Source organism: Nonomuraea sp. NPDC002799, assembly GCF_053592075.1.
Map to the genome: position 1 here is coordinate 37,044 of NZ_JBSFVA010000019.1, position 12,254 is coordinate 49,297.

A 12,254-nucleotide genomic window follows, 5' to 3' on the forward strand; every position below is an offset into this window, starting at 1 on the left:
CGCGACGCCGCCGGCAACCGCTCCGCCACCAGCAACACCGCCACGGCCACCACGACAGGCGGCGGCGGAGGCGACACCACCGCGCCGTCCGTGCCGGGCAACCTCCGCTCGACCGGCGTCACTAACACCACCGTCTCCCTCGCCTGGAACGCCTCAACCGACAACGTCGCCGTCACCGGCTACGAGATCTACCGAGGCACCACCCTCCTCACCACGGTCACCGGCACCACCCACACCGACACCGGCCTGACCGCCAACACCGCCTACACCTACACCGTCCGCGCCCGCGACGCCGCCGGCAACCGCTCCGCCACCAGCAACACCGCCACCGCCACCACGACCGGCGGCGGCGGAGGCGGCGGGAACAAGGTGCTCGGCTACTTCGTCCAGTGGGGTGTCTACCAGCGCGGATACCACGTCAAGAACATCGACACCAGCGGCTCGGCGGCCAAGCTGACGCACATCAACTACGCGTTCGGCAACGTGCAGAACGGCCAGTGCACGATCGGCGACAGCTACGCCGACTACGACCGCTTCTACCAGGCGGGCGAGAGCGTGGACGGCGTCGCCGACACCTGGGACGCCGGCGCGCTGCGCGGCAGCTTCAACCAGCTCCGCAAGCTCAAGCAGAAGTACCCGAACCTGAAGGTGCTCTTCTCCTTCGGCGGCTGGACCTGGTCCGGCGGCTTCGGTCAGGCCGCCCAGAACCCGGCCGCGTTCGCCGACTCCTGCTACCGGCTGGTCGAGGACCCGCGCTGGGCGGACGTCTTCGACGGCATCGACCTCGACTGGGAGTACCCGAACGCCTGCGGCCTGACCTGCGACACCAGCGGCGCGGCGGCGTTCAGGAACGTCATGTCGGCCATGCGCTCCCGGTTCGGCGCGGGCAACCTGGTCACCGCGGCCATCACCGCCGACGGCAACAGCGGCGGCAAGATCGACGCGGCCGACTACGGCGGCGCGGCGCAGTACGTCGACTGGTACAACGTCATGACCTACGACTTCTTCGGCACCTGGGCGGCGCAGGGGCCGACGGCTCCGCACTCGCCGCTCACCGACTACAGCGGGATCCCGATCGCGGGCTTCAACTCCGACAACGCCATCCAGAAGCTCAAGAGCAAGGGCGTGCCGTCGAGCAAGCTGCTGCTCGGCATCGGCTTCTACGGCCGAGGCTGGACCGGGGTCACGCAGGCCGCGCCGGGCGGCACGGCCACCGGGGCGGCGCCGGGGACGTACGAGGCGGGCAACGAGGACTACAAGGTGCTCAAGACGCGCTGCCCGGCCACCGGCACCGTCGCGGGCACGGCCTACGCCTTCTGCGGCAACCAGTGGTGGAGCTACGACACGCCGGCCACGATCGGCGGCAAGATGAGCTACTCGAAGAACCAGGGCCTCGGCGGCGCGTTCTTCTGGGAGCTCAGCGGCGACACCACCAACGCCGAGCTGCTCACGGCCATGAAGAACGGCCTGGGCTGAGCTGAATGAGGGCGCCCGCACCCGTACAGGTGCGGGCGCCTTCGTGCGTCAGCTCGCGGAGTCCGCGGGCTTGTGCGAGTGGGCCGCACCGGAGCGGGCGGCGGGCGCCGGGGCGGGCGGGACGCCGATCGTGCCGGTGTCGAAGGCGTACGTGGCCGCCAGGGTGGCGATGGCGTCGGAGTTCACGTCCAGCGCCTTGTCGTTGATGTTCTTGATCGTGTCGCAGACACTGTGGTAGCAGGGGTCGAGCGGGACGCCCGCCGTGCCGCCGAAGATCGCCGCCTCCTCCGCGGTCTTGAGGACCTCGGCGCCGGTGAACAGACCGCCGGCGGGGATCCCGGCCGCGATGAACGCCCCGTAGTCCGAGCGTCCGGTGAAGGCGGTCGCCGTGTACGGCAGCCCGCGCCCGGCGAAGAACTTCTCGAAGTCCTCCTCGATCACGTCCGACCCGGCGGGCCCGGCGGTGCCGAACGCGTCGCCGTCACCGTCGTAGATGCCGAAGGTGTAGTTGGGCGAGGCGATCATGTCGAAGTTGAGGTAGAGGGTGATCTTCGCCCGCTCCTCCTCGCTGAGCGTGGTCACGTAGTGCTCGGAGCCGAGCAGGCCGAACTCCTCGGCGCCCCAGAAGGCGAAGCGCACCTGGTTCTTCGGCTTGGTCTTGGCGAACTGCAGCGCCACCTCCAGGATGCCCGCGCTGCCCGAGCCGTTGTCGTTGATGCCGGGCCCCTCCTGGACGCTGTCCAGGTGCGCGCCGATCATGACGACGTTGTCCGGATCGCCCTTCCTGCTCTGGGCGATCACGTTGTACGTCGTCCTGGTCTCGACGATCGGGTCCCAGTTCAGGGTGACCGTGGTGCCCGCGGCGGCGGCCAGCTCCTCGCCCACCGAGAAGCGGGTGAAGAACGACGGGACGGTCACGCCGGGCCCGCCGAGCACCGGGTTGAAGTCGACCTCGGTACGGCCCGTCTGCCCCTCGTTGAACACGATGACCGCGGACGCCCCCGCCGCGACGGCGTTGTCCGCCTTGATGCGGAAGCTGCAGGTGCCACGCTGCATGAGCGCGACGTTGCCGGCGACGAACCCGGCGAAGTCGCTCGCCTCGCAGCCCGAGGACGAGCTGTTGGCCGTCGCGCCGGGCGGCAGCACCAGGTCCACGGCCTGGATCGTGCCGCTGACGGCGCCGGACGGCGAGTCCTGCATGGCCACGTAGTCGCTGAAGAACCCGTAGGTGTAGGTCTTGGCCACCGGGGTGTTCTGGCGGAGCACGGGCGGTGTGACGTACCCGTCGAAGGTGAACTCGAACGGCTGGATCGTCACGTCGTAGCCGGCGCCGCGCAGCTTGCGCGCCACGTAGTCGCGGGAGGCGTCGAAGCCGGGCGTGCCGGACACGCGGGTGCCGCCGTTGGCCTTGGCGATCGCCTGGAGGGCCGACAGGTGCTTCTTGACGTTCTTGCCGGAGACGGCCTTCACCAGCTTGCGGACGGAGTCGTGCCCTCCATGGGCGCTCGCCGTGCCGGTGAAGGCCAGAGGGGACAGGGTGACGGCCGCGGCGGTGATGGCGCCGAGCACGCTCTTACGTAAGCGGGACCGCATGGCTGCTCCTTTGGACGTAAAGGGTGAACCAGGTCAAAAGCTCGCGTGTCCCGCAAGGTATTCATGGATCCGAGTGATAGGGAAGATTGACCGCGTATCCGTTGCATCACGGACTTGGAACGTCGCACTTGAAACGGGGAGACCGCATGTCCACTTTCGTCATCGGGGACAAGACCGTGCGCCGCCTCGGTTTCGGCGCCATGAGCATCACCGGTCCCGGTGTGTGGGGGCCGCCGCGCGATCACGACGAGGCGATCCGGGTGTTGCGCCGGGCCGTCGAGCTGGGCGTCGACCTCATCGACACCGCCGACTCCTACGGGCCCTACATCAGCGAGGAGCTCATCCGCGAGGCCCTGCACCCGTATCCGGACGGGCTGCTGATCGCCACCAAGGCCGGCTTCGTGCGTACGGGACCGGGCCAGTGGCACGTCGTGGGCCGGCCCGCGTACCTGCGGCAGGAGGTCGAGATGAGCCTGCGCAGGCTCGGCCTGGAGCGGATCGACCTGCTCCACCTGCACCGCATCGACCCTGACGTGCCGCTGGAGGACCAGCTCGGCGAGCTGCGGGCGCTCCAGGACGAGGGCAAGATCGGCAGCGTCGGGCTGTCGGAGGTGAGCGTCGAGGAGATCGAGCGGTCACGGCGCGTCGTCGGCATCGTCACCGTCCAGAACCGCTACAACCTCACCCTGCGCGACTCCGAGGACGTGCTGGCGCACTGCGCCGAGCAGGGGATCGGGTTCATCCCCTACAGCCCCATCGCCAAGGGCGCGCTGGCCGCGCCCGGCAGCCCCGTGGACCACGTCGCCAAGACCCTCGGGGCCACGCCGGCGCAGGTCAGCCTGGCCTGGCTGCTCGCCCACTCCCCCGTGATGCTGCCCATCCCCGGCACGTCCACGGTCGCCCACCTGGAGGAGAACCTGGCCGCCGCCACCGTCGTCCTGACGCCGGAGCAGACGGCCGAGCTCTCCGCCCGCCCGGGTTTTCCCTAGGCCGCTCCCGGAGGCGGCGGAGGTCGATCGAAGACTAGGTTGGGTTTCCGTGACGCCTCTTTTAGCGGGCGACCCGGCGCAGCTCGGCGAATACTGGCTGGCGGGCCGGATCGGCGCGGGCGGGCAGGGTGTCGTCTACGACGCCTACGACGAGGCCGGCCGGCGGGTGGCGGTCAAGGTCATCCGCCCGGAGTTCCTGGAGCACGCCGGCGCGCGGGCCGACTTCGTCAAGGAAGTGACCGCCGCGCGGCAGGTGGCGCCGTTCTGCACGGCCCGCATCATCGACGCCCGGCTGGACGGGCCCCGGCCGTACATCGTGAGCGAGCACATCGAGGGCGCGAGCCTGCACCGGGCCGTGCGGGACGACGGGCCCTTCGATCCCGACCGGCTGCACCGGCTGGCCGCCGGGGTGGCGACGGCGCTGGCCGCCATCCACGACGCCGGCGTCGTGCACCGGGACCTGAAGCCGGCCAACGTGCTGCTCGGCCCCGACGGGCCCCGGGTGATCGACTTCGGGCTGGCCAGGACCGGCGAGATGACGCACACGACCGAGGGGGCCTTCGCGGCGGGGACGCCGCCGTACATGGCTCCCGAGCGCCTGATCGGGCAGCGCGGCGGCCCGGCCGTGGACGTGTGGGCGTGGGGCGCGGTGATCCTTTACGCCGCCACCGGCCGGCCGCCGTTCTCCGGCGACCACGCCCTCATGCGGTACCAGGTGACGACCCACCGGCCCGACTTCACCGTGCTCGGCGAGCCGCTGCGGCACCTCGTCGCGGCGGCGATGGCGCTGGATCCGGCGGCCCGCCCGTCTCCGCACGCGCTGCTGCTCGGCCTGGTCGGCGGGCGGGACGAGCTCACCGTCCTGCTCAAGATCGGAAGCAGCGCCGCGCGGGACGTCCGGCCGTCCCCGGCCACGCCGTCGCTGGCCGCCCTCGCCGAGGACGTCTACGGCGGGCTCAGCCCCGAGGACCAGGCGCTCGTGCCCCCGACGCTGCTGCGCATGGTCATCTCGGACGAGAGCGCCGAGACCGCGCTCCGGCCGGCCGCCACCCGGGACCTCGTCGACGCCGCGCGCGACCCGGCGGGCGCGGAGCGGGTGGTGGGGGCGTTCACGGACGCGGGGCTGCTCGTCCGCGACGGCGAGTCGATCACGCTGGCGGGCGCCGCCCTGGTGCGGGCCTGGCCGCGCCTGCAGGAGTGGATCGAGGCCGACCGCGCGGCGCTGCCGCTGCACGACGCACTCAACCGGGCCGCCACCCGGTGGCGGTCGCACGGGCGCGACCCCGGCGACCTCTACCGGGGCACGGCCCTTGCGGAGACGGTGCGCTGGGCCGCGAAGGGGCACGGGCGGCTGCGGCCCAACCGGGTGGAGCAGGCGTTCCTGGACGCGTCAGCCGAGCGGACGAAAAGCCTGGCCCGGCGGCGCCGGCGCGTCAGGGGCACGATCGCCGCGCTCGTCGCGGTCCTGCTGGCGGCGGTCGGGGTGGTGGTCGCGCAGAACCTGCTCGGCACCCGCCAGCAGGCCGTCGCCGCCGCCAGGCAGACGGCCGCCCGCGCGGGCCGGCTGCGCGCCCAGGACCCGCTGGCCGCGCTGCTGCTGGCCGTGGCGGCGTGGCGGATCGCGCCGGTGTCCGAGGCGCGGGCGGCCATGCACGCCTCGCTGGCGCAGCGCGAACGCGCCGCCTTCCGCCCGGCGCCCGTCTCGGGCGGCGCCCGCTTCGACCTCAGCGACGACGGCGCCCGGCTGGCCGTGGTGGACGGCGGCCGGTTCGCGCTCCATGACGTGGACACCGGACGGCCCGTCCGCGCCTTCGGCGGCGTCGGCGGCCCGGTGAACGCGATAGCGCTCAGCGCCGACGGCCGCCGCCTGGCCGTGGCGGGCGATCGGTCGATCACGGTGTGGGACGCCGAGCGCGGGGTCCGGGTGGCCGAGCTGCCGCAGGGGGCGCGGACGGTGGCGTTCGGCCCCCGGCGGTTGCTGCTGGTCTCCACCACGCTCCAGGGCCGTGCCCAGGTGTGGGACCTGACCGGCCGGCGCCCGCTCGACCTGCCCGAGGCCGCCGACGTCGCGGTCTCCGCCGACGACGCCCTGCTGGCCGCGAACCTGCCAGGCGGCGGGTACGAGCTGCGCGACTGGCAGGGCGCGCGTGCCCGGCTGCCCGGTCAGGTGCTGGCCTTCCACCCGGCCGGGCGGGAGCTCGCGGTCCGCACGGGCGACACGGTGCGCTTCTGGGACCTGGACGCGGAACGGTGGCGCGGCGCGGAGCTGAAGGCGCCGGGAACCCGCCTGGCCCGCTACAGCCAGGACGGCCGGTTCCTGGCCACCTACGACGGGACCGGCCTGCGCCTGTGGTCCAGGACCGGCGCCCGGCTGCTCACCCATCCGGTCGGCGAGCTGGTCGGCGGCCTGCGGCTGGGCGTCGGCGCGGGCACGCTCGGCTACAGCCTGCCCGACGGCCGGGTGGTGACGCTGGACGTCTCCGACGTCACCCGCCCCCGCACGCTGGCCGCCGGGGTGGACGCCGGGCTGATCGACCCGGCCCGGCGGACCGTGATCGTGCGGCGGCCGGCGGTCGAGTTGTGGCACATGGCCGACCCGGAGCGGCTGGCGACGCTGCCGGCCTCGCTGGCGTCGCCGACCGCGCTGGCGCTGAGCCCCGGCGGCTCGCTCCTGGCCGTCGGCACGGCGGACCCGGCGCGGGTGACGCTCTGGGACCTGGTGAAGGACCGGCGGGTCAGGGCGTTCGCGATCAAGGGGGCGGACGAGGTGGGCGGGCTCGCGTTCGGGCCCGACGGCACGACGCTGGCGGTCGCGCCGTTCGTACGGACCGTCACCCCGCCCGCGCGGAACTGGCGCGACGTCCAGCTCTGGAACGCCGGCGACGGGACCAGGATCCGCACGCTGCGCGCGGCGGGCGGCTACGGCATGGCCTTCCGGCCCGACGGGCGGGAGCTGGCGGTGAACGGCGTGGACGGCACCCTGACCGAGCTGGCCACGCCGGAGGTGGTGATCCGGCCCTTCGGGGAGAGCGCCGACGGGGTGCACGCCATCGCGTTCAGCCCGGACAGCAGGATGATGGCCACCGGCGCGCTGGCCGCCGGGGTGCGGCTCTGGAGCGCCGCCGACCACCGGCCGCTGGGCGATCTGAAACTCACGGGCTTCGGCGCGGTGGACCTGCTGGCGTTCGCGCCCGACGGGCGGACGCTGGCCGTCGGCGGCTCGAACCGGGTCCAGCTCTGGGACGTCGCCGAACGTGTGCCGCTCGGGCCGCCGTCGGTCTACCCGGCGGGCGAGGTGGTCGCGCTCGCCTTCGACGCCGACGGGCGCGAGCTGCGCAGCCTGCGTACGGACGGCACCCTCGGCGACCACCCCGCCGCCGCCGCGAGCGTGGCCGCCACCCTGTGCGCCAGGGCCGGGCGCTCCCTCACCCCCGCCGAATGGGCCCGCCACATCCCCGGCGCGCCTTACCGCAGAATCTGCTGACCGAGGAGGTCAACCGTGCAGACGCCACCCGACATCATCGCCATCCAGGTGACACCGCAGCCGATCATCCTGGACGGGGCCCCGGTGGACCTCGTCGTCGAGGTGTCCACCGCGAACGCCACCGGGCTGCGGGGACACCTCCGGGCTCCGGACGGGACCCGGGTGCCGCTCGACTTCGCCGCCCAGCCCCCGCCCTGTGACTGGCGGGCCGGGCACCGCCTGCCGCCCGACGCCCAGGAGGGGGACTGGCTGGTCGAGACGCGGGCCGGCCGGACGACGGCCGTGCACGGCTTCGCGGTGGACCGGCGCGGGGTCAGGGCGGAGGCGCGGTTCACGGCGTTCGACGCCCGGCCTGACCGGGTGCCCAGGGGCGGCGACGTCCGGCTCACGGGCAGCCTGGAGGTGGTCAAGGACGGCGGTTCGGGCCCGGCGGCCGGCCTGACCGTGGTGATCGTGTTCCAGGAGAGCGACACCTGCGGCTGGCGGGACTTCGCCGAGACGCGCACCGACGACGCCGGCCGGTTCGAGACCGAGGCGCCCGTCGTGGAGAGCGGTGAGTGGCGGGCCGAGGTGCGCAGCTCGCGCGAGATCATCGGGGCGCGCAGCGCGTCGGTGTTCGTCGAGGCCACGGCCGAGAACAAATTCCAGACCGAGGTCCGGGGGTATCGCGCCAGTAAGCAGGGCGGCGGCACCGTGCACACGGGCAAGCTGCGCGGCCGGCCGGGCGGGTCGTGGACGTGGCTGGTGGGCCAGACGATCCACTTCTACTACCGGGCGCCGGGCGCGCCGTCGGGGGCGTTCCACGCGCTCGGCAGGTCCACCGTCACCCGCAACAGCCCCAAGGGCGGCTTCCGTGCCACCACCGGGGCGAAGAACGGGGGCTGGTTCCGTGCCGACTTCCACGGCACCACCCTGGCGGCCCGCGACGAGAGCGAGCCCTGGCCGCACTGACGATCACGCCAGGAGGTGGCCGCTCGGCTGATGCGGTCGCGACCGTAAGGGCTCGGTCTGGTCAGCCGCGTGGCGCGAGCCTTTCTTGATCACTCTCGGTTACCGTGCCAGAGAGACGGGGGGATATCTATGGAAGGTCTGGCACTCGGAAGCATTTCTCGCAGGCTGCTCGTCACCGGCACGTTCGCCACCGCGCTCGGCGCCGCCTCGGGGGCCGCGCCGGCGGGCGCGGCGGCGCGGCGCCCGGGGACGGTTCCGCCGATCCGGCCCGCGGCCGTCTCCTGGGAGACCCTGCTGCGGGCCCGGCCCGCGACCATTTCCCTGGGCAGCCGCATCGTCTCCACCTGGGCCTACAACGACATGGTGCCGGGGCCGTCCATCGTCGTGGCGGCCGGGGACAGGCTGGCCGCGCGGCTGGTCAACGACCTGCCCGAGGGGACCACCGTGCACTGGCACGGCATCAGGCTGCCCCTCCGGATGGACGGCGCGCCCGGCTACAGCCAGGCGGCCACCCGCAAGGGCGAGACGTTCGACTACGTCTTCACCGTCCCCGAGCCGGGGACCTACTTCTACCACTCGCACGTCGGCATGCAGGCCGACCGCGGCCTGTACGGGCCGCTGATCGTCGCCGACCCGCGCGAGCCGCTCAGGTACGACGAGGAGTTCACCGTCGTGCTCGACGACTGGCTGGACGGCATCGCCGGCACCCCGGACGACGCCCTGCGCCGGCTGACCTCCTCGCCCGGCCACGACGACACCCTGCGCAGTCCCGCGCTCGGCGGGGTGGCGGGCGAGTTGCGCCACCCGCTCTACCTGATCAACGGCCGCGCGCCCGACGCCCCCGTGACGTTCGACTCCCGGCCCGGCCGGCGGGTCAGGGTCCGGCTGATCAACGCGGCCGCCGACACCGCGTTCCGCGTCGCGCTCGGCGGCCACCGCATGACCGTCACGCACACGGACGGCTTCCCGTGCGCTCCCGTGACCGTGGACACGCTCATCATCGGCATGGGCGAGCGCTACGACTTCGTCGTGACGCTCGGCGCGGGGGCGTTCCCGCTGGTGGCGACGGCGGAGGGCAAGGGCGGGCAGGCGTTCGCGGTGGTCCGCACCACGCCCAGGAGCACGGCGCCGTCTCCGGGCGCCGAGGTGCCGCAACTCAACGGGCGCATGCTGCAGTACCAGGACCTGGCTGCCCGCGAAGGCGACCACCTGCCCCGCCCGTCCAGGACCGTCACCGTGACGCTGGGCATGCGGCCGTCCGGCAACGAGTGGACGCTCAACGGCAAGCTGGCCACCGACCCGATGCGGCTGCGCGTGCGCCGGGGCGAGACGATCAGGATCGTGCTGGACAACCAGTCGCCCATGTGGCATCCGATGCACCTGCACGGCCACACCTTCCAGCTCCATGTACGCGACCATCGCGGGCCGCGCAAGGACACGGTGAACATCAAGCCGCGCGAACGCCTGCAGATCGACGTGCTGGCCAACAATCCGGGCGAGTGGATGTTCCACTGCCACAACCTGTACCACCAGGAGCAGGGCATGATGGGCACGTTCGGCTACGGCCGCCCGCCACGTCAGATGTCCCACGGCGCCATGCACTGAGCACGCCGTGGCGAGACGGCCGCGCGCACGCCGTGGCGGGACGACCGCCCTCTCCGGGGCAACGCGCCGTGGCGGGACGGCCTCCCTATCAGCGGCCGAAGGCGATCGTGCGGCCGGCCTTCACCTGCTCCGCCTTGTACGTCACCCGGTCGATCGAGGTGCCCCGGGGGTCCACCAGGATGAGGGTGTCCCCCTGGTTCTCGAGTCGCAGCGCCCCGTCCAGCGCCACCCGCACCGCGCTGCCGGCGTCGATCGTGCCGGTGAGCGTCTTGCGCTCGCCGGCCGCGTCCGACAGGGCCCAGCCCGTGAGGTCGATCGTGCTCGCGGTGAGGTTGAGGAGCGTGACCGTCTCACTGCCGCTGTCGGGGCCCGCCGGATCCGGCAGCGCCGCCATGATCACCAGGTCGCCGGCGGCGATGAGCGGCGGCTTGACGGGCGAGCCCGGGGCGGCCGGGTCCGGGCTGATGATGAACTCCTCGGGCCACATCGTGAGCTGGAGCTGCTGCCCGGCGGCCCTGACCACGTCGTGCAGGTTGCCCCGCTCGGCCCGCTCGATCAGGTAGAGCTCGTCGTCGCGGTGCACGGGGTCGGCCCGCAACCAGGTGTCGAAGCCGTCGAAGCTCGTGAAGCCGGCCGCGAGGTAGGGCACGATCCGCCGGAACAACTTGGGCCACATGACCAGCCCCTCCGCGTCCGCGAGGGTGCCGACGGCGGCCGGGGCGTTCGGGTCGGCGGTGGAGCGCGGCCAGATGCCGGTCGCGACCGCCTTGCGCCTGGCCGCCTGCGACACCTCCGCCAGGTGCGCGCGCAGGCCGGCCGGCAATGTCGCGTAGAACGCCGGATAGACCTGGCCGGCGGCCAGCAACGTGCCGTTCACGGAGGCGTCGGCGAGCGCCGGGTCCACGAACACGCCGGCCCCGTCCACCCCCGTGTGGTCGCCCGCGTAGACGAACGCGATCAGCCGGCCGTTCGCGTCGATGCCGTTGGTGAGCACGTGCCCGCGCAGCGAGTCCTGGTCGCAGGACCGCACCCTGTTGGGCAGGTCGTCCCAGAAACGCACGTTGGTGAAGCCGAGCAGGCGCAGCAGTTCGTCGCGGGCGGCGTCGGCGCCGGCCGGCTCCTGGTGGGTCCCCTCGAAGTGGGTCTCCAGCGCGTCGATGGCCTCCAGGCGTACGGAGATGCCGCGGGCGCCGATGTTCGGCGGCCGGCCGGAGCGGCGCGGCAGGGCCTCGACCAGTGCGGGTGAGTCGGGCTTGAACTTGACGGTGTCGCCGTCGGGCTCGGGCCCCTGGCGGGGAAGGTCCGGATACCGGATCACGAAGCTTCCCCGTAAAAGTGTGTAAGTCATGGAATGCCCCCTCAGCCTGGCCAGCGGAGCGTAACTCTCCACCCGCGCGCCGTCCACAGAACCGGCCGCGCGCCGCCCCGCGCCGTCCCGCACAGCCGGCCGCGCCACCCCGCACAGTCGGCCGCGCGCCGCCCACGCAGTGGAGACGGCTCAGCGGTACACGGCGACGGCGGCCTCCGCCACCAGCGTGTCGACGGTCGCGACCAGCTCGCCGACCACGGGCCCGGCCGTCGCGGCGATCTCCCGCAGGCGGCCGATGAGCCGGCTCGCGGGCAGGTCGAGGTAGAGCTCCTCCTCCAGCCGCAACACGGCCACCAGTCCGCCCAGCGCCGCACTTCGGGCGTCCGGATGTTTCCAGCCCTCGACCGCCGACCGCACCCCGGACGAGGCCCGCACGATCGAGGAGATCTCGGCCGGCTCGTAACGCGTGTACGGCACCAGGCCCAGGCGGCGCCCGCTCACCCGGACGAGCACGCCCGTGGCGAGCAGGAGCTCACGGGTGCGGTCGTTGAGGCCGTCCGCCACCCTCTTGATCAGGGCCCTGGTGTCCATGGCCGCCGGTCCTCGCCGGATGAGCGCGACGAGGTCGTCCGCGATCGCGTCACCGGTGGGCGCGCTGCGGGCGGCGGCGGCGACCTTGCTCCCGCCCACGGTGACGAAACCGCTCAGCCCCAGCTCCAGCAGCACCGCCCCGGCCAGTCCGAGCGCCAGCGACGACGGATGGATGAGGGGCTTGCCGGACTGGCCGTGGGCGAGGAGGTACAGGTCCTGGTGGAGCGGCAGGCGGTTCATGGTGGCGGGGGGTCCT

At 73.2% G+C, this 12,254-nt stretch carries 8 protein-coding genes; 5 read left to right on the forward strand and 3 right to left on the reverse strand.

The annotated features are described in order from the left end of the window. Positions 1-1,476: glycosyl hydrolase family 18 protein (locus ACWD0F_RS30250; protein WP_449881235.1), on the forward strand; the 1,476-nt coding region annotated here is incomplete at its 5' end. A 48-nt stretch (positions 1,477-1,524) separates the two neighbouring features. On the opposite strand, the gene ACWD0F_RS30255 is transcribed toward ACWD0F_RS30250, so the two are convergent. Next, a complete protein-coding gene (locus tag ACWD0F_RS30255) occupies positions 1,525-3,069 on the reverse strand; it encodes a M28 family metallopeptidase (RefSeq protein WP_449881237.1) in 1,545 nt (514 codons plus the stop codon). A 146-nt stretch (positions 3,070-3,215) separates the two neighbouring features. On the opposite strand from ACWD0F_RS30255, the gene ACWD0F_RS30260 reads away from it, so the two are divergent. The 4 genes from ACWD0F_RS30260 (at position 3,216) to ACWD0F_RS30275 (ending at position 10,098) form a co-directional block, all read left to right on the forward strand. Continuing rightward, on the forward strand, positions 3,216-4,058 hold the full coding sequence (locus tag ACWD0F_RS30260) for an aldo/keto reductase (RefSeq protein ID WP_449881238.1): 843 nt from the start codon (positions 3,216-3,218) through the stop codon (positions 4,056-4,058). Positions 4,059-4,107: 49 nt separating this feature from the next. After that, positions 4,108-7,542 carry a protein kinase domain-containing protein gene (locus ACWD0F_RS30265; protein ID WP_449881240.1) on the forward strand — a complete coding sequence of 1,145 codons (3,435 nt, stop codon included), beginning with the start codon at positions 4,108-4,110 and terminating at the stop codon, positions 7,540-7,542. A 15-nt stretch (positions 7,543-7,557) separates the two neighbouring features. Beyond that, on the forward strand, positions 7,558-8,493 hold the full coding sequence (locus ACWD0F_RS30270) for a hypothetical protein (RefSeq protein ID WP_449881241.1): 936 nt from the start codon (positions 7,558-7,560) through the stop codon (positions 8,491-8,493). 129 nt (positions 8,494-8,622) lie between these two features. Next, positions 8,623-10,098 carry a multicopper oxidase family protein gene (locus tag ACWD0F_RS30275; protein WP_449881243.1) on the forward strand — a complete coding sequence of 492 codons (1,476 nt, stop codon included), beginning with the start codon at positions 8,623-8,625 and terminating at the stop codon, positions 10,096-10,098. An 88-nt stretch (positions 10,099-10,186) separates the two neighbouring features. Here ACWD0F_RS30275 and ACWD0F_RS30280 read toward each other — a convergent pair whose 3' ends face one another. Together ACWD0F_RS30280 and ACWD0F_RS30285 are read right to left on the reverse strand one after the other, a co-directional pair. Continuing rightward, positions 10,187-11,416 (reverse strand): lamin tail domain-containing protein, encoded by a 1,230-nt coding sequence (locus tag ACWD0F_RS30280; protein ID WP_449881245.1) that lies wholly within the window; start codon positions 11,414-11,416, stop codon positions 10,187-10,189. A 180-nt stretch (positions 11,417-11,596) separates the two neighbouring features. Then, positions 11,597-12,238: a GOLPH3/VPS74 family protein gene (locus tag ACWD0F_RS30285; RefSeq protein ID WP_449881247.1), complete on the reverse strand. Its 642-nt coding sequence runs from the start codon at positions 12,236-12,238 to the stop codon at positions 11,597-11,599. Between the last annotated feature and the right edge of the window lie 16 nt (positions 12,239-12,254).